Raw genomic sequence first — 20,656 nt, 5'->3', positions numbered from 1 at the left:
TTTTGCGGTGTTAGCACCAGACGTCTATGCCTGATCCACCGATGTTGCCCATGATTCGATCGTCGTTGACCGAGGGGGCTGCCCACACGATTGCGTTCAGGTTGGGCCTGTTCGGTGTATTGCAGTGTTTGTGCCAGATCACGAAAGTGCTGCTCAGGGGCGGTCTTTCTGACGTTTCTGCATTGAATTCACCGTGAAAACAGGTCGCTCTTGCCTTCGCATAGTGCAGCGAGAGGCAGCGCGGCTTTATAAAAGTGCACAAATGTCATCAATTGTTACCCTACAACATCTCCAGCCAATGCTTAATCTGCACACATCTTGTAAAACTCGCCGCGAAAACGGGCTCGAGTCTCTTTTTCATTTCTGCGCCGCTTTTGCATGGCTGTGCGACAGATCCCGCGTCAGGGCTCCCCTGTTGCGCCCCCGTGGTGGTAGGTTGGAAACGTTTTGTTTCATTAATCAAACACTTCTAACTCACTCCCTGCAAAGGAATGCCCCCAGCAATGGACTTCTCACTCAAGCACCTGGCCGCAACCACCTTGATGCTGGCCAGCCTTTCATCGTTCACCACGGCCGCGCACGCCAACATTACCCCGGAACAGAGCGCGACCATCCTCAAAACGTTCAGTGATGCATCGGCCACTGATTTCAGGCAGTTCCTGACCAGCCTGGGCAAGACCGATCTGGCCAAAACCGATGACCTCGGCCCGGCAATCAGTGCCTTTCTGGACAATAAGACCCTTTCCGCCGGCCAGCAGAACGAAATCCATCGCCTGCTTGGGCTCTATGCGCGAGTGAAGTACGGCAGCGCCGCCACCGAGACGCTGCGCGAACTGGTGGCCATCCCGACCTTCAACGTGGACGGCGTTGCCCAGCACGACAACCCTGAATTCATCAAGATCGCCGACAAGATCAAAAGCCTGGCCCAGGCCTTCAACCTTAACTTTCGCAACATCGACAACCGCGTCTATGAGATCTCTCTCGAGGGCACTGGCGATGAAGTGGTCGGCATTCACGCCCACGCCGACGTAGTGCCCGTGACCCCGGAAAACTGGGTTCTGAAAGACGGTACTCGCCTCGATCCATTCAAGGTCACGCTGATCGGCGATCGCATGTATGGCCGGGGCACCGAGGATGACAAGAACGGCATCGTGGTAGCGCTCTACGCGATGAAAGTCATCAAGGAAGAAAAACTGCCGCTGGCGAGGAATTTCAAGCTGCTGGTGGACACCACCGAGGAAACCAGCGGCGACGCCATTCCCTATTACTTCGAACACAATCCGACACCCAACTACAACCTGGCGCTGGATGGCGGCTACCCGGTGGTGATTGCCGAAAAAGGCTACGGCACCGTCATGGCCAACTTCCCCAAGCGCAAGGCTGACGGCAAAGGCGCTGAAATCGTCTCGATGACCGGCGGCCTGGCCACCAACCAGATTCCGTCGGCTTCGGTCGTCACTCTACTGAGTGACAAGCCTGTTGAACTGGCCGCCAGCCTGCAAAAGGCCGGTACCGATTATGCCAAGCGCAATGGCGGCGACTTCGACGTGACGGCCAAGGTCGTCGGCAAGGACGTCAAGCTCACGGTCACTGGCGTTTCGGCCCACTCCTCCGAGCCCGAATCCGGCATCAACCCGGTGGCAAGAATGCTGGTGTTCATCAACAGCCTCGACGACAAGGTCGCCCTCAAGCACAACCACATCACCGACGCCGCCCGCTATGCCGCAGACAACTGGGGCCTGGACTACCTGGGTGGCAAATTGGCGGTCGGTTTTTCCGATGCATTTATGGGGCCGCTGACCAGTTCCCTGACCTTTGTCGGACAGGATGAAAAAGCCTTCAAGCTTGCGGTCAACCTGCGCGTGCCGAAGGGCAAATCCCCGGAAGTGCTCAAGCGTGAAATCGCCGACAAGCTGGACGCCTGGAGCAAGAAATCCCAGGTTGCGGTGGCCTTCGATTACTCGATCGCCGAACCGATGTACCGCAACCCCGAGGGTGAATGGGTCAAGGCCTTGCTGGCCGTGGCCAGTGAAAACCTTGGCATGGAACACAAATTCGGCACCTCCGCCGGCGCCACTTCGGTCCATGAGTTGCCCAATGGCGTGCAGTTCGGTCTGGCGCGGCCCGAGAACAAGTACACCGGCCACACCGACAACGAGTTCAAGACCGTCGACCAGTTCCTGCTCGACCTGCAGATCGTGACCGAAATGATGGGGCGCATCGGGCAGCTGCCGAAGCTCTGATCCCTCCCTTCGGACCCGCTATTCTGGCGGGTCCGTCTCGTTGATCGTCCTGATCCAGCCTCCTGAAAAAGTCTTTTCACGCCTTGAGCTCATCGTTGCCTTCAGAGCAACGAACTCTGAATAAAGTTGCTCTTGCTGCCATTGGTCAATGGAGCGAGCATCGCTCTCGACACCGGAGCGGCTGCGAGTGCCACATCTTGCCGAACGAACTGCCAACCTACGAGTTCGTCTCCACCCATGAGCGCTCCTTTCAACTGCGCTATGACTATGACTTCGCGGCGCTGGGTGTGCCTGGACTGTTAGCCAGCACGCGTTATGTCAGCGGCGATAATGTGAAGACGGGGATGGGCTATGAGGGCAAAGATCGGGAGCGTGACCTGGACCTCAGTTACACCTTCCAGGCCGCCCCGCTGAAAGGCCTCGGCGTGCGAGTGCGCAACGCGATGGCGCGCTCCAACTACCGCACCGATATTAACGAGAACCGACTGATCATCAGTTACACCTGGACGCTGTTCTGAGTGCTCAAAACAATGGTGGGGGCGAATAACTTCGCCCCCACATAACACCTTTCACCGTTACCCGGCCTTCAACTGACTTCCACGGTCATCTCGATTTCGACACAGGCGCCCAACGGGATCTGAGCCACACCGAATGCCGAGCGCGCGTGTTTTCCCTTATCCCCAAACACATCGGCAAACAGCTCCGAGGCGCCGTTCGTGACCAGATGCTGCTCGGTGAAACGGGAAGTTGAATTCACCAGACTCAGCACTTTGACAATCCGCGTGACCCGATTCAGGTCGCCAAGATGAGCCTGCAATGTCGCCAACAAATCGATGGCGGTCGAACGCGCGGCCGCATAGCCCTCCTCTGTCGTCAGCGTTTCACCCAGTTTTCCTGTCCAGACTTTGCCTTCTTGCTTCGCAATATGGCCGGACAAGTAAACGACATTGCCACGCTGCGCACTCATTACCTAGGCTGCGGCGGGAGCGCCGGTGGTGGGCAACTCGATACCGAGGTTTTTCAGGCGAATGTAAACGTCATGTTCAATCATGGGATTTTCCTCGCACAGGATGTGCCAACGCCCGGGATTACCGGGCGCTGACCAAGTTGTAAAGGTGTTGATCGGGTTGTTTAGCCAGGTATCGATTCGCGGCTGAAGGCGTCGAGTTCCTGCACCAGGCTCTGTGCTGCCAACATCACCAGTTCACGACCTTTATCCGGGGTGGCAAGGGACGGATCCGACCCCATGCGGCCATCCGGATGGCGTGCGCGGAAATCCAGCGCATCGCGAATCGGCCCCCACGGCGCGATCTGCGGCGAGTACCCGGCGGATTTGATGGAATCCGGGTAGGCCCATTGGGTTACGGCAATCTCGGATGGCGTGGCATGAATGCCATGGCCGGTCGGAAACTGCTCCCGCGCCAGCTCACCGATCCCCTCCAGATCCCACCAGTTGCACAATTTCAACGCGAACCCGGCGGGGCGTCGGGCGAAGCTTGCTTCGGCGTAGAGCTCCGAGAACGCCGCTTCAATCGATGCAACGTTGCCGCCGTGGCCATTGAGGAAGAGGATTTTTTCAAAGCCGTGAGCGGCCAACGAACGGACCCAGTCGCCAATGGCCGCTATGAACGTCGAAGGGCGAAGTGAAATGGTCCCGGGGAATCCAAGATGGTGTTGGGCCATGCCGATGTTGAAGGTCGGCGCGATCAGGATGTCGGCAGTTTTCTGCGCTTCGCCCGCAATGATTTCCGGGCACATCCAGTCAGTGCCCAGAAGACCGGTCGGGCCGTGCTGTTCATTGGAGCCGATCGGGATCACGATGGTGCGGCTACGCTCAAGGAATTGCCCGATCTCGGCCCAGGTCGATAGGTGTAAAAGCATGTGGGTTCTCTCTTTAAAAGGGTTCCTTTCGGAACACGATTGATCAAGTGGAAGGCGGCTGATCAACCCGCGCTGTATTCAGAAACCGGGCGATCACGGGTTTGCCGTTTGGTGGCAAGGATCACGAACGCTGCACACAGGAAGACGCCGCCGACAATAACGATGCCGAGGTTGGCGCTGCCGGTTGCCGTTTTTGCCCAGCCAATCACCGCAGGCCCCCAGAAGCCGCCGGAAAGACCGATGGTGTTGATCAAGGCGATGCCGCCCGCCGCCGCATCACCCTTGATGTGTTCGGAGGGCATCGCCCACAAGACGGTGTAGGCCATGAACATCATGGCGGTCGCCAGGGTCAGCAGCACCAGCGATGCCATCAGATTGCCGTCGGCAAAGGGATACATGAGCAGCAGGATCGCACCGATGCCCGCAGGTATTGCGCAGTGATAGCGTCGTTCACTGACGCGGTCGGATCGACGCCCTATCCAGTACATGCCGCATGCTGCAGCGACATAGGGAATCGCGGCATACCAACCCAGCTGCATGGTGTCGTTGACACCCTGGGCCTTGAGGATTGCCGGCAGCCAGAAACTCATGGCGTAGATCGAGAAGATGATGCAGAAGTAGGCTGACGCCAAGATGTAGATTTTCGGGTCGCGCAACACCGCCCGGAATGAATGGGCTCGCCCCGACGATGCACCGAGTTCACTCTCCAGCAGTCTCCTTTCTTCGACACTCAGCCAGCGGGCCTCTGAGGGTCGATTGGAAAGAACGAAAAAGGTCAGGATGCCGAGGAACACGCACGGCAGGCCTTCAATCAAAAACATCCATTGCCAGCCAGCCAGACCGCCAACGCCTTCGAACGTGGTGATCAGCCAGGCCGACAGCGGACCGCCAATAATGCCGCCGATGGGGCCGGCGATAAACACAATCGCAATGGCCCGCGCCATCCGCTTCGGACCGTACCAGCAGGACAGGTAATAGATCATCCCCGGGGCAAAACCGGCTTCGAAGACGCCCAGCAGAAAACGCATTGCGTAAAACATCGGCACGTTTCGCACGAACAGCATGCAGGCCGAGGTGATGCCCCAGCACACCAGGATGCGGCTGAAGGTTTTTCGCGCCCCCACCTTCGGCAACATCAAATTGCTTGGTATCTCGAACAACACATACCCCAGAAAGAAAATCCCTGCGCCCGCGCCGTAGGCCGCATCGGAAAGCCCGAGATCATTTTGCATTTGCAGTTTGGCAAAGCCGACGTTGATCCGGTCCAGATACGCAAAAACGTAGCAAATGAACAGGAGGGGCAACAGCCGCCAATTGAGCTTGCGGTAAAGGGCAGAAACAGCATCACTGCTTGCCGGTGTCAGTAAGGTTGACATGCGAGTCTCCAATTATTCTTGTTGGTCTACGTTCGTGCCAAGGAATGTTGCACCGGCACCACGCGACCAGCAAGAGCAACTAAGTTCGTGTATCGTTGCTCTACAGACAACACAAACTTTCTGGAGGGAGGGCCCGGGATGCGCGAGATCAACCAACAACGGCTGCGGTATTTTCACGAGGTACTGGTCCACGGCTCGATTCGTGGCGCGGCGGACAGCATCAATACGTCGCCCTCCGTTATCACGCGCCAGATCAAGCTGCTGGAAGAGGAACTGGGCGCGAAACTGTTCGAGCGTCAGGCGCGTGGCGTACAGCCCACCGAAGCGGCGGCGCATTTGCTGGAGTTCTGGCGCGGCTATCGATCACACCAGGAGAAGCTCGAAGACCAGCTTCAAGCGATCAAGGGCCTGCAACAAGGCCAGGTGCGAGTCGTCATCAGCGAGGGCTATGTCGATGCCTTGGTCGACAACGTGCTGGCCCCCTTCTGCAAACAGTACCCGAAGCTCGATGTCCGGCTGGACATCCTTCCCGTCGACGACGTACTGAACGAAGTCGCCGAAAACCGTGCGCACATCGGCCTTGCCTATAATCCTCCGCCGCACTCGCAGGTCGATTATCGTGCGACGTCATCGCAGCCGGTGATGCTGCTGGTTCGTCCCGATCACCCGTTGGCAGTACGAGGTGGAACGGCAACCGTCGAGGACATACTGGCCTGCCAACTGGTGTTGACGCCCACCACATTCGGTATCGGTCATGCGATAAAGATGCTCGAGTACGCCGAGAAGATCGAAATCCGCCCGGCGCTGGTCAGCAACTCCCTCGCAGCACTCAAGCGCCTGGTGGCCTCTGGAGATTTCGCCTCGTTGCTCGGCGAATTCGCAGCCTATCGAGAAATCGAACAGGGCAACCTCGCGGCGGTGCTGATCGACCATCCACTGTTTTTGGGCGTGGAAGCCAAACTGCTGGTGAAGTCCGGCCGACCGCTGGCCGCCCCTGCTCAGGAGTTGTTGCACTGGATGTTGCAGCGCTTGCCGATGTTTACCTCTGACGACGAAGTGACGTGCGCCCGGTAACCGGTCAAATCATCGGCGAACTGCTGACAACCCGCAGCGCTAGGCCTTCGTAAGGGTCCAAAGTGATGGTGAACTCGCCCTCGGCACTCAGGTCGCCTTCGACGCGCTCGTTAATGATGTCGACCACCGGACCCGGTGCAATGTTGGGCAGATGCAGCGTTTCGGTGATTGGCTGCGCACTGAAGTTCAGCGCGGTGATTTGTGTCCCTTTGCCGGCCGGCAATTCGTGAACCATGATTAGCAGGCCTGGGTGCTCGACGTCGGGAATCAAGATTTGCCGACTGGCGGCAATGTCATAGGAACGGCGCACCGCGAGGATTTTCTTCAGCTGCGAAGCAAAGGAGTCCGGGTCTTTCAGTTGGCTGGGCAGACTGCCATACAGCGTTTTCGGGCGCGGCATCTGCCCGGCGGACAGCGCCGCTTCGGGATTGAGGTCGACCAGATCATAGGCGCCGCGATGAATCCAGCGGGTATCGCCATCGAGCATCAAGTGCGCCACCTCCTCCGCCGGCAGCGGCAATGCCCCCACCAGGTCCCAACCGGAAAGCGCAAACACGCCAGGCTGCATGGCGTTGTACATGACCAACAGTAAATGCACCTGGCGAATCTGTTGGATGTCTGCCGTGGTAATCGCATTCAGATCACGAATGCCCAGCGCGGCCGTGATGATGCTGGCCGTGGTGCAGGACACGCCATTGGTGACGAATTTCAGGTTGTAGGGCGCGTGCTCTCCGGACAGGCGTTCGTACATCTGCTCGCGAATGTGTTCGCGCAGGATGCTGCCGGGAAAAGTCTGCCCCTGATAGAGGAACGTGTCATGGGCATGCAGGGTCCAGAAATGCACCAGCTCCAACGTCAGTTCGTCGTGGTTTTGCAGGGCATGAATCAAAGACGCGGGGTCGATGCCATAGGCGTGAACCTGGCGCAACATCAGGCGCAAGAACTCGGTATCGCCCATGAGCAAGGCATGCTGGCAGGCCGGGCGGGTGATGAAGTCGTAAGACAAATCCGCCCCGCCGTGGGACATCGACGCGATATCGTCGATGGTCAGATTCAACTCCTGGAAACTGAAGCCGCCCGCCTTGCGAATGGCCCCGCCGAGCAACTGATTGCCGGTGATCGACAGTGGATGGCTTTCGGACCAGGCCGTACCGTCCAGCTTGCGCTCGACGCCCAGAAAGCCGTTGGCATCCAGTCGCAGAATTTTCGCGCCCATCACATCGACCGCGTGCAACGCATCCCCGATGATCATCTGTTGCGCAGCGAAGCTTGGGTCCAGCCAGTTGAGCGAAGGCTGGCCTTCCTTGAAATAATGCAGATACACCCAGCGCCGCGGCTTGCCGTCGACACCGATCACCACGGGCGTTGCACTCCAGTCGGTTTCCTTCACTCCCGGCTCGAAGAAAATCACCCGCTGTAACTGACCGACGATGTAATGCTTGTCCCGCAACGCATCGACCTGCAGCGGACCGAGATTCTGTGCATCGCGCCCCTCGAGCACATCCGGCAGCAACGGCCAGTCTTCTTCGCGGATTTCCACCATATGGTAGAGCCCCGGATAGTCCTCATAGGCCATCTCCGCGAGACGAAAATCCGCGCCTTTACCGGTGTGAGACGGAATCACATCGTCGATGATGACCGCGTTGTGTGCCGCGGCGATTCGGCTCAGCCCTTGCAACTGCGCCTCGGTGCCCAGCTCAGGATCAATGCCGAAGCTGATGCGATCGAAATTACCGTCGATGGTCGGCGTGTGCTCGCACCCCTGCAAACCACCTGAGGTTTTCAATGGCCCGTTGTGAATGCCTTGAATGCCGATTTCCGACAGTGCATGCCAAAGCGTTTCATTGCTTAGCGCCTGCAAGACCGTCTCGCCTTCTGCGGTGATAATCGACGCGGGATATGCGGTGAACCACACAGAAGCGAGTGCCGAGGCATCGCGGGGCCGGGTATGGGCGAAGGGTTGCTGCCACATTCGCCCTTGCCCGGAGTACAGTTTCGCTCGCTGTCTGGCCGTATTCAGCATCGATTGCTCAACCAGCCAAGCCACATAATCCTTGTCTGCCATCGTCATAAGCCCATTCACTCGCAGTCGGAACCCAGGCGCGGGTAGTGTTTATATGAGCCTGCGAGCGGCCGATCGTTGCATGCCGAATTCAAACCACCCGGTGCGTGGGCGCCTTCGCCGAAAAAAAGGCACAAAAAAAGAGGCCTGAGCCTCTTTTCCGAAGACGAAATGACAAATAGCACACAAACAAAAACGCCACTCATTGAGTGGCGTTTTTGTAAATCTTGGAGCGGGAAACGAGACTCGAACTCGCGACCCCGACCTTGGCAAGGTCGTGCTCTACCAACTGAGCTATTCCCGCGTCTTGGTGTGGCGCATTCTATAGAATCCAGAAGCCCCGTCAACCCTTTGATTCAAAAAAGTTTATTTCTTTTCCACGTCGGTCTTCAGATGCGGCCAGGCAGCCCGCAAATATTGGACCATGGACCACAATGTCAGGCCCGCAGAGATCAGCAGCAAGGCGTACCCCACCAGAACCCAGAACGTGAAGTCCGACGGATTGGCCAGCAGGATCACCAGCGCGAGCATTTGCGCGGCCGTTTTCCATTTGCCCAGGTTCGACACCGCGACGTGAGCGCGAGCACCGAGCTCGGCCATCCACTCGCGTAGCGCCGAGACGACAATCTCGCGCCCGATGATCACGGCGGCCGGCAGTGTAAGCCACAAATTACCGTGCTCCTGCACCAGCAGCACCAGCGCCACGGCGACCATCAGCTTGTCAGCCACCGGATCGAGGAACGCCCCGAACGGTGTACTTTGCTCCAGACGGCGCGCCAGGTAACCGTCCAGCCAGTCTGTGGCAGCGGCAAAAGCGAAGACCGAAGCGGACGCCAGGTAGCTCCATTGGTAAGGCAGGTAGAACAGTAAAATGAAGATCGGAATGAGCAGGACGCGTAGAACGGTAATCAGATTAGGGATATTCATCGGCACAACTGGCTACGAGGTGAGGTGGCATTCTACTCGCTGTGCAGATTTGCATAAATCAACTCTGCGAGCTTTTTACTGATCCCGGGTGCTTTGGCGATCTCTTCGATGCTGGCACGAGACAGCTCCTGCAATCCACCAAAATGTTTCAACAAATCGCGCCGCCGGGTCGGACCCACCCCGGCTACGCCCTCAAGCGTAGACGTGCGGCGCGTTTTGCCACGACGGGCACGGTGCCCGGTAATGGCGAATCGGTGGGCTTCATCGCGGATCTGCTGAATCAAATGCAGCGCCGGAGAATCGCCGCGCAAGGTAAATTCGTGGGCGGCATCGTTGAGGTACAAGGTTTCGAAACCGGCCTTGCGTGTCGCGCCCTTGGCCACGCCCAGCAAAATCAGGTCCGGCACCGCCAGTTCGTTGAGTACGTCGCGCGCCATGGATAACTGCCCCTTGCCGCCGTCCACCAGCAGAATGTCCGGCAGCTTGCCCTCCCCGTCCTTCAGTTTACTGAAGCGTCGGGTCAACGCCTGGTGCATCGCGGCGTAGTCATCGCCCGGCGTGACGCCTTCGATGTTGTAACGACGGTAATCGGACTTGATCGGACCTTCGGGACCGAACACCACGCAAGACGCCACGGTCGCTTCGCCGCTGGAGTGACTGATGTCGTAGCACTCCAGGCGCTGCGGCGGCTCATCCAGCTTCAGTACGTCGGCCAGCGCCTCGAAACGTGCCGCAACATGTTGGCGGTTGGCCAGACGTGCGCCCAGTGCCTGCTCGGCGTTGGTCACGGCCAATTGTTGCCAGCGTGCCCGCGTGCCACGAACCCTGTGGCTGATGGTCAGCTCGCGACCACGCAGCTCGTCGATGGCGGCGATCAGGGTCGGGAAGTCTTCGTGAACCACGTTGACGATCAGCTCGCTCGGCAAATCGCGCTCGGGGCTGCTGACGTAGTACTGACCAAGAAATGCGGCCATGACCTCAGAAACGTCTTCTTCAATACCCACCTGCGGGAAAAAGTTCTTGCTCCCCAGCACCCGCCCCCCGCGCACGCTGATCAAATGAACACAGGCACCGCCCGGGTTGACGAACGCTGCGATGACGTCGACGTCCCCCGTCCCGCCTTCCATGCTCTGTTGATCCTGGACCCGACGCAGCAACGAGATCTGGTCGCGCAATTCGGCGGCACGCTCGAACTCGAGGTTGATCGCCGCCTCTTCCATGCCGGCGGACAACTCGTCGGTCAGCGCATTGCTGCGCCCTTCGAGGAACATCACCGAGTGACGAACGTCCTCGGCGTAGACCTCCGGTTCCACCAGCCCCACACATGGCGCCTTGCAGCGTTTGATCTGATATTGCAGGCACGGCCGCGTGCGGTTCTTGTAGTAGCTGTCTTCACACTGGCGAACAAAAAAGGTCTTTTGCAACAGGCTCAGGCTTTCGCGAATCGCCCCGGCGCTGGGATAGGGACCGAAATACTTGCCCTTGGCCTTTTTTGCGCCGCGATGAATGCTCAATCGCGGGAACTGGCCATCCGAAAGAAACACGTAAGGATAGGATTTGTCGTCGCGCAGCAGGATGTTGTAGGGCGGACGCCATTCCTTGATCAGCGTCTGCTCAAGCAGCAAGGCTTCGGTTTCGTTGGCCGTGATCGTCGTTTCGACCTGGGCAATACGCGCTACCAGCGCAGCGGTCTTCGGTGCGAGGCCGGACTTGCGGAAATAACTCGACAGCCGATTCTTGAGGTTCTTGGCCTTGCCGACGTAGAGCAGGCGTGCCTCACTGTCGAACATGCGATAGACGCCGGGGCGTCCGCTGACCGTCGACAGGAAAGCACTTGGATCGAAGGTGTCAGTCATTTTCAGAGGCTGGCATCAACCATGCCGTGACGAACCGCCAACAGCGTCAATTCGACATCGCTGCTGATCGAAAGCTTTTCGAAAATTCGGTAACGGTAGGTGTTCACGGTTTTGGGCGACAGGCACAGTTTGTCGGAAATGATCTGGACCTTCTGGCAGCCGACAATCATCAACGCGATCTGGATTTCCCGCTCCGACAGTGCGTCGAAGGGCGAATCGTTGGTCGGCTGAAAGGATTTGATCGCCAGTTGCTGGGCAATCTGCGGGCTGATGTAGCGCTGCCCGGCAAACACCAGACGGATGGCCTGGACCATTTCCGGCAACCCGGCGCCCTTGGTCAGGTAGCCTGCGGCCCCGGCCTGCAACAAACGTGTAGGAAACGGATCTTCTTCGCACACAGTGACCGCGACAACCTTGATATCAGGATGACTGCGCAACAGTTTGCGCGTTGCCTCAAGACCACCGATTCCCGGCATCTTGACGTCCATCAGCACCACATCGGGTTTCAACTCACGCGCCTTGAGCAGGGATTCTTCCCCGGACTCAGCCTGGCCGACTACTTGCAGGCCATCGATGTCAGCCAGCATTCGTGTAATGCCTGTACGAACGAGATCATGGTCATCGACTACTAGCACCCTAATCAAGCAGACACCTCGCGATATGGTCTTATTGAGTTGCCGACACCTTAGCAAAAAGCGACTGGCAGACCTAGCGGCAAGCGTCATATAAAAAGTATCAATACGTCTGGAAAGGCTTGTTTTATGCGTGTTTCAGCGATACGAGGTATCGACATCACGCTGCATTCTCAGGAAACACTCATCTTTGCCTGCCACTGTCAGGCCCTTTCGCTCATATAACGCTTTCGCCGGATTATTTTCAAAAACCGTCAGGCGCAATGCCGGGCGTCGCTCCTTGCACGCCATTGCCAATACCTGATCAATCGCCCAGGAACCGGCGCCCTGCCCCCGGAACGCTTCGAGCACGTGCAACTCACGGATGTACAACGCCCTTGCATCTCGACTCAGGCTCACATAACCCAGCCGCACATCCTCACGGACGATCAGCCAGTTTTCCCGCCCGGCCCAGGCCACATCGAAGGCCTCGTCCTGCCACAGCAGATCGTGCTGGATGTAATAGCGGAGCATGGTTTTACAAGTCAGTTCACGAGCAAAGTCGAGGTCCCGCGACGTCGCCGGACGTAATTCGAACCCCATCAGGCCTCCGCCACGGCGACGACTCGCCCCGCCCAGCCGTCAGCCTTGCGGCTTGCAACGACCAGAAGATTGCCAGTACCGGGTGCAGCGGCAATCAACGAACCGTCCGACGCCCAGATGGCGCTGCGTCCTGCCGTCCCCCAGCCACCCGTCGCACCGCCATGGTTGGCCATCAGCACCACCATCGAATGCGTGACGGCATAGCCTTGCAACAACGCGGTATCGGGGGCGTAGCCGTTTTCGGTGATCAACACGCCTGCGGCATACAGGTCGGCACCCTGTTTCGCCGCTGCGGCCGCATGGCTGGCGTGGGAAAAGTCGGCGCACACTGCCAGGGCGACCGTATCGTCGCCGAGGGTCAGGGTCGAACCGCCAGCGCCCGGTGAAAATGCGACTTCCTCGCCAGGATGCAGATGCTGTTTGCTGTAGACACCGAGTGAACCATCGGCGCCCAGTACCAGCGCCCCAATCAACACTGGCGAGTTATCCGACAGACGAATCGGCATCCCGACCACAGTCGTTACGCCGATTTCCTGCGCAAAATCCCGCAGCGGCTGCAGCACAGCGTCCTCCGGCGCAATGGCCAGCTCAGCGGCCAACTCACGCTCATACCCGGTCAGCGACAGTTCCGGAAACACCAGCAACTGTACGCCCTGCTCCGCCGCCGTCTGCATGAAGCGTTGATGCCAGGCGATATTGGCGACCAGGTCTCCCGCGATAGAGATCGATTGAGCGGCAGCGATGGTCAGAGGCGTCATGGTTCGTCCTTGCGACAGGGTGTTTTTGTTTAAGTGGCGAGTGTGTCACAACCCTCGACGCACTCAAGCGATAGAAAACGCCACGACTGATCGATAGCAATTTGTGATTGAATCCATGTACCGGCCTCTAGTAAGCTCGGCGCATCCATCGGAGACAGACCATGTTCAACACCCTCTCACAGCTTCGTACCGTCAGCGCCCTGCGCTCGGTTGCGGCTGCCCGGGTGAATGACGTTTGCGCTCCGGTCAGCTTTTATTTTGGGTATTGGTTTAGCCACTGGCGCGCCTGATACCCACACGGCGCCCACTTTAAACGGGTCGCCACCAGAGAATTCTCAACCCCCGGTCGGCTTCCCGATCGGGGGTTTTGTTTTTTCGGCCCCAAACTTTTTAGCAACAGCCAGACACTTTGAGGATTTACGACATGAACTACGCCATTTATTACCGTCACGACAGTTTTACCGCCTGGCGATTTAGCAGCCTCCGCTCGGGACAGCCTGCCGCCTCCGATCGGTCACCCACAGGTGGCAAGCAGCACACACACGCAGCCAATCCGGCCAATTGTCGAACACCCCAGTAGGGCCGAGCGCGCGGGAACAAACCCGCCGCCCGCCCAGGAAGCCTGAACATGAACTCGTCCGTCTCTGCTTTGCCGCTGTCCACCCTGAGCCCTGCCAATGAAGCGCTGACCTTGCGCCTGCCGAGCTCATTGCAACTCAAACAGCAACTGCCCCTCAGCAACGCCCTGACCCGGCAAGTCGCCGCCCACCGCGATGCGGTCCGCGCGATTCTCAACGGTGAAGACTCCCGTTTGCTGGTCATCGTCGGCCCTTGCTCGATTCACGATTCGCAGTCCGCCCTCGAATACGCCAGTCACCTCGCCCGCCTCGCTGCTGACGTCAGCGATGAAATGTTGCTGGTGATGCGCGCCTACGTTGAAAAACCCCGCACCACCGTCGGCTGGAAAGGCCTGGCCTACGATCCGCACCTGGACGGCAGCGATGACATGGCCGGCGGCCTGACCCTGTCCCGGGAGCTGATGCGCGAAATGCTTCGACTCGGCTTGCCGATTGCCACCGAACTGCTGCAACCGATGGCCGCCGGTTACTTCGACGACCTGCTCAGTTGGGTCGCCATTGGCGCCCGCACCACCGAATCGCAGATCCACCGGGAAATGGCCAGCGGCCTGAGCATGCCGGTCGGCTTCAAAAACGGCACCGACGGCGGTGTGGCCGTTGCCAGCGACGCCATGCGCTCGGCCGCCCATCCGCATCGGCATTTCGGAATAGACAGTCAGGGGCACCCTGCAATCATTCAGACCCCGGGCAATCCCGATACCCATCTGGTACTGCGCGGCGGCCATCGCGGCCCGAACTACGACCGCGACAGCGTCGCCCAAGTGAACAGCGACTTGGCCAAACTGAAGATCCCGGCACGGATCATGGTCGATTGCAGCCACGCCAACAGCGGCAAAGACCCGTTGCGGCAACCGGCGGTGTTCAACGATGTGCTTGAACAACGTTTGCAAGGTGATCGCTCGCTGATCGGGATGATGATCGAGAGCCATCTGTTCGAGGGTTGCCAGCCGTTGAGTCCGTCGCTTCAGTACGGAGTATCGGTGACGGATGGCTGCCTCGGATGGGACGGGACGGAGGCGTTGTTGCGTTCGGCGGCGGATCGGTTGCGGGCGACACACGGCTGACAGGCAAATGACATTTCGGAGGTAGGTCATTGCAGAACTCTGCGCTACCTCCGATTGAAGGACGTCCGAATACTCCGAAAAAGACCTCGTGTTGATTCGAGTTTACGTACATTTCCTATTCCGTTTTCACCAGTTCACAGCGGCTTTTTCATACATCGCGCAAACGTTCGAGTGCTTTAGAGTGGGCCTCGAACACACCCACGAACTCCCGCGAAAAGGTACGAACATGCAACGGAATGCAAGCACTCTCCATCCCATCCTGTTGGTCCACGGCCTGTTTGGTTTCGAGCGGATCGGCCCATTCGAACTGTTCCATGACATCAAGCGAACCCTCAGGAGCGCCGGCGCCAGGGTGTTCATCCCGCACCTGTCGGCTACCCATACCAATGAGGCTCGCGGTGAACAGCTTCTGGCACAGATCGAACGGGTGCTGGAAGGCACCGGTGCAGACAAGGTCAACCTGATCGGACACAGCCAGGGTGCGCTGGCCGCCCGATATGCCGCAGCGATAGCGCCGGAGATCGTTGCATCGGTGACCTCCATCAGCGGGCCCAACCATGGTTCGGAATTGGCGGATTTTTTGCGCAAGGCGCTGACGCCCGGGCACCTGCCGGAGCAGGTCGCCGAAAAGGTGGCCACTTTATTCGCTGACTTCCTTTCCTTACTGAGTGGCGACCGCCATCTGCCGCAAAACGCGATCGCAGCGCTCAATGCCTTGACCACTGAAGGCGTCAGTGCGTTTAACGAGAAGTATCCTCAAGGGCTGCCGAAGACCTGGGGTGGTAAGGGCAGCGAGCGGGTCAACGGCGTTCGCTACTACTCCTGGAGCGGCACCCTTCAGGGCAACCTCCTCGATGAAGGGCTCAATGCACTTGACCCACTGAATGGATGTTTCCGGGCTTTTGCCCGGTACTTCACCATCGAGGCCGAGCAGAACGACGGCATGGTCGGCCGTTTCAGCTCTCATTTGGGCAAGGTGATCCGCTCCGACTATCCGCTGGATCATCTGGACAGCGTCAGCCAGACAGTCGGTCGGGCTCGTAAAGACATCGATCCGATTGAACTGTACGTGCGACATGCCGAACGTTTGCGCACGGCGGGTCTGTGAGCCGGTCGGAACTTTGAGGAGAAATAGACTACTGAATCCGGTAGGCTGAGCACCTTACTGAACATTGAAAGGAGTATTTTTCCATGGCTAAAGCCACTGCCCGTCACATCCTGGTTGCCAGCGAAGACAAGTGCAACGAACTCAAAGCCCAAATCGAGGCTGGCGCCGACTTCGCCGACGTTGCCAAAGCCAACTCCACTTGCCCGTCGAGCCGTCAGGGCGGTGATCTGGGTTCGTTCGGTCCAGGCCAGATGGTCAAGGAATTCGACACCGTGGTCTTCAGCGCACCGATCAACGTCGTGCAAGGCCCGGTCAAGACCCAGTTCGGTTTCCACTTGCTCGAAGTGACCAGCCGTCAGGACTAAGTGATTCGCGAAGTTTCAAGCACAACGGCCCGCCTTTTGGCGGGCCGTCGTGTTTCGGGTACGTGATACGGCTGGCGAGGGACGCGCCGCTAGCGTACAAATTACGGTTATCGATTACCCGGCTCTAAGGCTGACAATGCGACTGGCTTTCCCTACTTTGTTGTTCACTGCCGTGGCCCTGTTGTTGGGCGCCGCCGGTGTGAACGCCGCACCGCAACATGCGCTGACCGTCTACGGCGAGCCGGCGAAATACCCTGCCGGCTTCAGTCATTTTGCCTACACCAATCCGCAAGCGCCCAAGGGCGGCACGATGCGTCGCTCGGCGATCGAGATCGGGCATTTCGACCATGTCCTGCCTTATATAGACAAAGGCATCGGCGTGTCGCAGATCGACGGCTTGATCTATTCGCCGCTGGCCCAGCGCTCGCAGGACGAGCCTTACACCGTATACGGTCTGGTGGCGCAGAAAATGGAGCGTTCGGACGACGGGTTATCGTTGCGCTTCTACCTCAACCCCAAGGCCCGCTTCGCCGACGGCAAGCCGATCACCGCCGAAGACGTGCGCTACACCTTCGACCTGCTGATGACCCAGGGCAGCCTGCGTTATCGCACGCAATTCGCCGACGTCAAAGGCGTCGAAGTGGAATCGCCGGGCACCGTTCGTTTCGACTTCAAGAGCAACGAAAACCGCACCCTGCCCCTCGACATCGCGACCTTGCCGGTGTTTCCCGAGCACTGGTGGAAAACCCGTGACTTCGCCAGCGGCGGTGGTTACGAGCCCCCCCTGGGCAGCGGCCCGTACAAGGTGAGCAAGGTCGATTCCGGACGCAGCATCACCTTCGAACGCAATCCGGACTGGTGGGGCAAGGACCTCCCAGTCAGCCGTGGGCTCTACAATTTCGATCACTTCAGCATCGAGTACTTCGGTGATACCGATGTGGCGCGTCAGGTGCTGCGCGGCGGAGCCTACGACTACAACCGTGAATTCTCCGCCACCGGTTATTCCATCGGCTACGAAAGCCCGGCCCTCAGCGACGGTCGCCTGCAAAAGTCGCACCTGGCCAGAGAAGCGCCGCAGCCGGCCCAGGGCTTTGTGTTCAATCTGCAAAACCCGATGTTCCAGGATCGCCGCGTCCGTCAGGCGCTGGTGATGCTGTGGGATTTCGAATGGAGCAACCGGCAGATGATGCGCGACCTCTATATCCGCCAGCAGAGCTTTTTCTCCAACACCGACCTCGCCGCCCGTAGCCTGCCGGATGCCGCCGAACTGGCGATTCTTGAACCCTTGCGCGGACAGATCCCCGACGAAGTATTCACTAAAGTCTTCGAGGCACCGAAAACCGACGGCAGTGGCGTTATCCGCGACAAACAACTGCAAGCGCTGGCGTTGCTCGAACAGGCCGGCTGGACACCCGATGGCGATCAACTGGTGAATACCGAGGGCAAGCCGCTGAGCTTTACCTTCCTGGTCAGCCAGAACGGCATGGACCGTCTGCTGCTGCCCTACAAGCGAACGCTGAAGCAAATCGGCATTGACCTGAACATCCGCCGCATCGACTCGTCGCAGTACGTCAATCGCCTGATGTCCCGGGATTACGACATGATCGTCACCGGCTACCCGGTCACCACGTCGCCGGGCAACGAGTTGAACAATTACTTTGGTTCGGCAGCGGCCAACGATCCGGGCTCCAACAATTACATGGTGTTGAAGAATCCGGCGGTCGATACGCTGGTCAACGGCCTCGTCCGCGCCACCACCCAGGCCGACATGTTGCGCTACGCCCACGCCCTCGACCGGGTGCTGCAATGGAACTACTACTGGATTCCCAACTATTACCCGCCGGGCAGTTCGACCGTGTGGTGGAACCGTTTCGGCATTCCCAGCGTGCAAGCGGCCAATGACGAAGCCATCGAGAGTTGGTGGGAAGTGAGCACCACGCCGCTGACCAACCAACAAATGACCGCCGAACTGATCAAGCGCGGCAAACCCGGAGGGCCGCACTGATGTGGGCTTATATTCTGCGGCGCCTGCTGCTGATCATTCCGACGCTGGTAATCATTCTGCTGGTCAACTTTGTCATCGTTCAGGCCGCACCGGGCGGCCCGGTGGAACAGGCGATCGCGCACCTGCAAGGCATCGGCGGCGCCAGCGTCGGCGGCGGGTCCAGCGAAGTCATGAGCGGCAGTTCGCGAGCCAGTCGCGGCCTCGACCCGCAACTGATCAAGGAGATCGAAAAACAGTACGGTTTCGACAAACCGGCCCACGAACGCTTGTGGCTGATGCTCAAAAGCTATGCGCAACTGGACTTCGGCAAGAGCTTTTTCCGTGGTGCCACGGTCACCGACCTGATCCTCGAAAAAATGCCGGTGACCATTTCCCTCGGACTCTGGGCCACGCTGATCACCTATCTGGTGTCGATCCCGCTGGGCATCCGCAAAGCCGTGCACCACGGCAGCCATTTCGATATATGGAGCAGCACCGCGATCATCATTGGCTACGCGATGCCGGCGTTCCTGTTTGCGATGTTCCTGATCGTGGTGTTCGCCGGCGGCACGTCGCTGAACTGGTTCCCGGTGCGCGGCCTGGTCTCGGACAACTTTGAATCGCTGTCCACCGTGGGCAAGATCGCCGACTACTTCTGGCATCTGGTGTTGCCCGTCACGTCGCTGGTGATCGGTGGATTTGCCACATTGACCATCCTGACCAAAAATTCCTTCCTCAATGAAATCACCCGCCAGTACGTGGTCACGGCGCGGGCCAAAGGCATGAGCGAACGCCGCGTGATCTACGGCCACGTGTTCCGCAACGCGATGCTGTTGGTGGTATCGGGGATTCCCCAGGCGTTCATCAGTGTGTTTTTCGCCGGCTCACTGCTGATCGAAGTGATCTTCTCCCTCGATGGCCTGGGCCGCATGAGCTACGAAGCGGCGGTGTCGCGGGACTATCCGGTGGTGTTCGGTTCGCTGTTCATCTTCACGCTGTTCGGCCTCCTGATAAAACTGGTTGGCGACCTGTGCTACACGCTGGTCGACCCGCGCATTGACTTCGCCGCGAGGAACGCCTGATGCTCAAGCTTTCGCCGTTGGCGCGTCGCCGTTTCGAACGATTCAAGAAAAACCGCCGTGGCTGGTGGTCGCTGTGGTTGTTTATCGGCCTGTTTATGCTGACCCTCGGCGGCGAGCTGATCGCCAACGACAAACCGCTGGTGGTCAGTTATCAAGGCTCGCTGTACTTCCCGGCTTTCAAGCGTTACACCGAGCAGGAATTCGGCGGGCAATTGCCGTTCCAGGCGGATTATCGCAGCGACTATGTGCAGAAGCTGATCAAAAAGGACGGCGGCTGGTTACTGTTCCCGCCGATCCCTTTCAGCGACGACACGCCCAACTATGACTTGAACAAACCCGCGCCGAGCCCACCCTCGAATGTGAATTGGCTGGGCACCGACGACCAGGCGCGCGACGTGTTGGCGCGGGTGATTTTTGGCGCGCGGGTGTCGATTCTGTTTGCGCTGATGCTGACCGTTGTCAGCGCACTGATCGGCATCGCCGCCGGCGCGCTGCAAGGCTATTACGGCGGCTGGGTCGACCTGATCGGTCAGCGTTTGCTGGAGGTCTGGTCGGGTCTGCCGGTGTTGTACCTGCTGATCATTCTGTCGGGGTTTGTCGAGCCGAATTTCTGGTGGCTACTGGGAATCATGGCGTTGTTTTCCTGGCTGGCGCTGGTGGACGTGGTGCGTGCCGAGTTCCTGCGCGGGCGCAACCTCGAATACGTCAAAGCCGCGCGTGCATTAGGCCTGACCGACCGCAAAGTCATCGTGCGGCACATCCTGCCCAACGCGATGAACGCGACGCTGAGCTACCTGCCGTTCATTTTGACCGGGGCCATTTCGACGCTCACCGCGCTGGACTTCCTCGGCTTCGGCATGCCGGCCGGCAGCGCCTCGCTGGGCGAATTGATCGGTCAGGGCAAGCAGAACCTGCAAGCGCCGTGGCTGGGATTGACCGCGTTTTTCACCCTGGCGCTGATCCTGTCTTTACTGGTGTTTATCGGCGAGGCGTTGCGAGATGCCTTTGACCCTCGATCCTGACG

At 58.9% G+C, this 20,656-nt stretch carries 18 protein-coding genes, 1 tRNA gene and 1 pseudogene; 10 read left to right on the top strand and 10 right to left on the bottom strand.

The features are described 5' to 3' along the window. Window positions 1–503: 503 nt before the first annotated feature. A complete protein-coding gene (locus ACI77H_RS27900; protein ID WP_407014996.1) occupies window positions 504–2,243 on the top strand; it encodes a dipeptidase in 1,740 nt (579 codons plus the stop codon). Between the two features lie 197 nt (window positions 2,244–2,440). Beyond that, window positions 2,441–2,761, top strand: a pseudogene (locus tag ACI77H_RS27895) (OprD family outer membrane porin); the annotation flags it as partial. Window positions 2,762–2,829: 68 nt separating this feature from the next. Here the strand turns inward: ACI77H_RS27895 and ACI77H_RS27890 are convergent. From ACI77H_RS27890 to ACI77H_RS27880, 3 genes are all read right to left on the bottom strand, one after another. Beyond that, the gene (locus ACI77H_RS27890) at window positions 2,830–3,210 is read right to left on the bottom strand and encodes a RidA family protein (protein WP_407014995.1); all 381 of its coding nucleotides are present in this window, start codon (window positions 3,208–3,210) and stop codon (window positions 2,830–2,832) included. 164 nt (window positions 3,211–3,374) lie between these two features. Next, complete coding sequence (locus tag ACI77H_RS27885) at window positions 3,375–4,124, bottom strand: creatininase family protein (RefSeq protein WP_407014994.1); 750 nt, start codon at window positions 4,122–4,124, stop codon at window positions 3,375–3,377. Window positions 4,125–4,186: 62 nt separating this feature from the next. Then, the gene (locus tag ACI77H_RS27880) at window positions 4,187–5,500 is read right to left on the bottom strand and encodes an MFS transporter (protein ID WP_407014992.1); all 1,314 of its coding nucleotides are present in this window, start codon (window positions 5,498–5,500) and stop codon (window positions 4,187–4,189) included. A 138-nt stretch (window positions 5,501–5,638) separates the two neighbouring features. Between ACI77H_RS27880 and ACI77H_RS27875 the strand changes: the two genes are divergently transcribed. Continuing rightward, window positions 5,639–6,574, top strand: coding sequence for a LysR family transcriptional regulator (locus tag ACI77H_RS27875; protein ID WP_407014990.1), 936 nt, complete (start codon window positions 5,639–5,641; stop codon window positions 6,572–6,574). A gap of 4 nt (window positions 6,575–6,578) precedes the next feature. On the opposite strand, the gene treS is transcribed toward ACI77H_RS27875, so the two are convergent. From treS to ACI77H_RS27840, 7 genes are all read right to left on the bottom strand, one after another. Then, window positions 6,579–8,645, bottom strand: coding sequence for a maltose alpha-D-glucosyltransferase (gene treS, locus ACI77H_RS27870; protein ID WP_407014988.1), 2,067 nt, complete (start codon window positions 8,643–8,645; stop codon window positions 6,579–6,581). 219 nt (window positions 8,646–8,864) lie between these two features. Beyond that, a tRNA-Gly gene (locus tag ACI77H_RS27865) sits at window positions 8,865–8,940 on the bottom strand. A gap of 62 nt (window positions 8,941–9,002) precedes the next feature. Further along, on the bottom strand, window positions 9,003–9,563 hold the full coding sequence (gene pgsA / locus ACI77H_RS27860) for a CDP-diacylglycerol--glycerol-3-phosphate 3-phosphatidyltransferase (protein ID WP_017339130.1): 561 nt from the start codon (window positions 9,561–9,563) through the stop codon (window positions 9,003–9,005). Between the two features lie 32 nt (window positions 9,564–9,595). Continuing rightward, a complete protein-coding gene (gene uvrC, locus ACI77H_RS27855; protein WP_407014986.1) occupies window positions 9,596–11,419 on the bottom strand; it encodes an excinuclease ABC subunit UvrC in 1,824 nt (607 codons plus the stop codon). 2 nt (window positions 11,420–11,421) lie between these two features. Continuing rightward, window positions 11,422–12,063: a UvrY/SirA/GacA family response regulator transcription factor gene (uvrY, locus tag ACI77H_RS27850; protein ID WP_008015884.1), complete on the bottom strand. Its 642-nt coding sequence runs from the start codon at window positions 12,061–12,063 to the stop codon at window positions 11,422–11,424. 126 nt (window positions 12,064–12,189) lie between these two features. Further along, window positions 12,190–12,633, bottom strand: coding sequence for a GNAT family N-acetyltransferase (locus tag ACI77H_RS27845; RefSeq protein ID WP_407014985.1), 444 nt, complete (start codon window positions 12,631–12,633; stop codon window positions 12,190–12,192). Beyond that, entirely contained in the window at window positions 12,633–13,391 is a 759-nt protein-coding gene (locus ACI77H_RS27840; RefSeq protein WP_407014984.1) for a carbon-nitrogen hydrolase family protein, read from the bottom strand. Before ACI77H_RS27840 ends, ACI77H_RS27845 begins: the two co-directional genes overlap by 1 nt. Window positions 13,392–13,552: 161 nt before the next feature. On the opposite strand from ACI77H_RS27840, the gene ACI77H_RS27835 reads away from it, so the two are divergent. The 7 genes from ACI77H_RS27835 (at window position 13,553) to ACI77H_RS27805 (ending at window position 20,654) form a co-directional block, all read left to right on the top strand. Then, window positions 13,553–13,681: a hypothetical protein gene (locus ACI77H_RS27835; protein WP_256581310.1), complete on the top strand. Its 129-nt coding sequence runs from the start codon at window positions 13,553–13,555 to the stop codon at window positions 13,679–13,681. Between the two features lie 338 nt (window positions 13,682–14,019). After that, window positions 14,020–15,093, top strand: coding sequence for a 3-deoxy-7-phosphoheptulonate synthase (locus ACI77H_RS27830; protein WP_407014983.1), 1,074 nt, complete (start codon window positions 14,020–14,022; stop codon window positions 15,091–15,093). Window positions 15,094–15,319: 226 nt separating this feature from the next. Then, complete coding sequence (locus ACI77H_RS27825) at window positions 15,320–16,201, top strand: esterase/lipase family protein (RefSeq protein WP_407014981.1); 882 nt, start codon at window positions 15,320–15,322, stop codon at window positions 16,199–16,201. Window positions 16,202–16,284: 83 nt separating this feature from the next. Further along, window positions 16,285–16,566: a peptidylprolyl isomerase gene (locus tag ACI77H_RS27820; RefSeq protein ID WP_407014980.1), complete on the top strand. Its 282-nt coding sequence runs from the start codon at window positions 16,285–16,287 to the stop codon at window positions 16,564–16,566. A 136-nt stretch (window positions 16,567–16,702) separates the two neighbouring features. Beyond that, window positions 16,703–18,571 carry an extracellular solute-binding protein gene (locus tag ACI77H_RS27815; RefSeq protein WP_407014978.1) on the top strand — a complete coding sequence of 623 codons (1,869 nt, stop codon included), beginning with the start codon at window positions 16,703–16,705 and terminating at the stop codon, window positions 18,569–18,571. Next, window positions 18,571–19,632, top strand: coding sequence for a microcin C ABC transporter permease YejB (locus ACI77H_RS27810; RefSeq protein WP_407014977.1), 1,062 nt, complete (start codon window positions 18,571–18,573; stop codon window positions 19,630–19,632). The genes ACI77H_RS27815 and ACI77H_RS27810 overlap by 1 nt, the downstream gene beginning before the upstream one ends. Continuing rightward, the gene (locus tag ACI77H_RS27805; protein ID WP_150630039.1) at window positions 19,632–20,654 is read left to right on the top strand and encodes an ABC transporter permease; all 1,023 of its coding nucleotides are present in this window, start codon (window positions 19,632–19,634) and stop codon (window positions 20,652–20,654) included. The genes ACI77H_RS27810 and ACI77H_RS27805 overlap by 1 nt, the downstream gene beginning before the upstream one ends. The last annotated feature ends 2 nt before the right edge of the window (window positions 20,655–20,656 follow it).

Origin of the sequence: Pseudomonas sp. O230 (assembly GCF_045447035.1) — a bacterium.
Classification (GTDB): Bacteria; Pseudomonadota; Gammaproteobacteria; order Pseudomonadales; family Pseudomonadaceae; genus Aquipseudomonas.
Note: the sequence above shows the minus strand (reverse complement) of the source record. Positions and strands in the feature narration are given on the sequence as shown.

Coding starts and splice junctions, on each gene's coding strand:
- treS (WP_407014988.1), bottom strand. CDS start 8,645: ATGACGATGGCAGACAAGGATTATGTGGCTTGGCTGGTTGAGCAATCG.
- pgsA (WP_017339130.1), bottom strand. CDS start 9,563: ATGAATATCCCTAATCTGATTACCGTTCTACGCGTCCTGCTCATTCCG.
- ACI77H_RS27845 (WP_407014985.1), bottom strand. CDS start 12,633: ATGGGGTTCGAATTACGTCCGGCGACGTCGCGGGACCTCGACTTTGCT.
- ACI77H_RS27890 (WP_407014995.1), bottom strand. CDS start 3,210: ATGAGTGCGCAGCGTGGCAATGTCGTTTACTTGTCCGGCCATATTGCG.
- ACI77H_RS27830 (WP_407014983.1), top strand. CDS start 14,020: ATGAACTCGTCCGTCTCTGCTTTGCCGCTGTCCACCCTGAGCCCTGCC.
- ACI77H_RS27875 (WP_407014990.1), top strand. CDS start 5,639: ATGCGCGAGATCAACCAACAACGGCTGCGGTATTTTCACGAGGTACTG.
- ACI77H_RS27825 (WP_407014981.1), top strand. CDS start 15,320: ATGCAACGGAATGCAAGCACTCTCCATCCCATCCTGTTGGTCCACGGC.
- ACI77H_RS27900 (WP_407014996.1), top strand. CDS start 504: ATGGACTTCTCACTCAAGCACCTGGCCGCAACCACCTTGATGCTGGCC.
- uvrC (WP_407014986.1), bottom strand. CDS start 11,419: ATGACTGACACCTTCGATCCAAGTGCTTTCCTGTCGACGGTCAGCGGA.
- ACI77H_RS27835 (WP_256581310.1), top strand. CDS start 13,553: ATGTTCAACACCCTCTCACAGCTTCGTACCGTCAGCGCCCTGCGCTCG.
- ACI77H_RS27840 (WP_407014984.1), bottom strand. CDS start 13,391: ATGACGCCTCTGACCATCGCTGCCGCTCAATCGATCTCTATCGCGGGA.
- ACI77H_RS27820 (WP_407014980.1), top strand. CDS start 16,285: ATGGCTAAAGCCACTGCCCGTCACATCCTGGTTGCCAGCGAAGACAAG.
- ACI77H_RS27805 (WP_150630039.1), top strand. CDS start 19,632: ATGCTCAAGCTTTCGCCGTTGGCGCGTCGCCGTTTCGAACGATTCAAG.
- ACI77H_RS27880 (WP_407014992.1), bottom strand. CDS start 5,500: ATGTCAACCTTACTGACACCGGCAAGCAGTGATGCTGTTTCTGCCCTT.
- ACI77H_RS27885 (WP_407014994.1), bottom strand. CDS start 4,124: ATGCTTTTACACCTATCGACCTGGGCCGAGATCGGGCAATTCCTTGAG.
- ACI77H_RS27810 (WP_407014977.1), top strand. CDS start 18,571: ATGTGGGCTTATATTCTGCGGCGCCTGCTGCTGATCATTCCGACGCTG.
- ACI77H_RS27815 (WP_407014978.1), top strand. CDS start 16,703: ATGCGACTGGCTTTCCCTACTTTGTTGTTCACTGCCGTGGCCCTGTTG.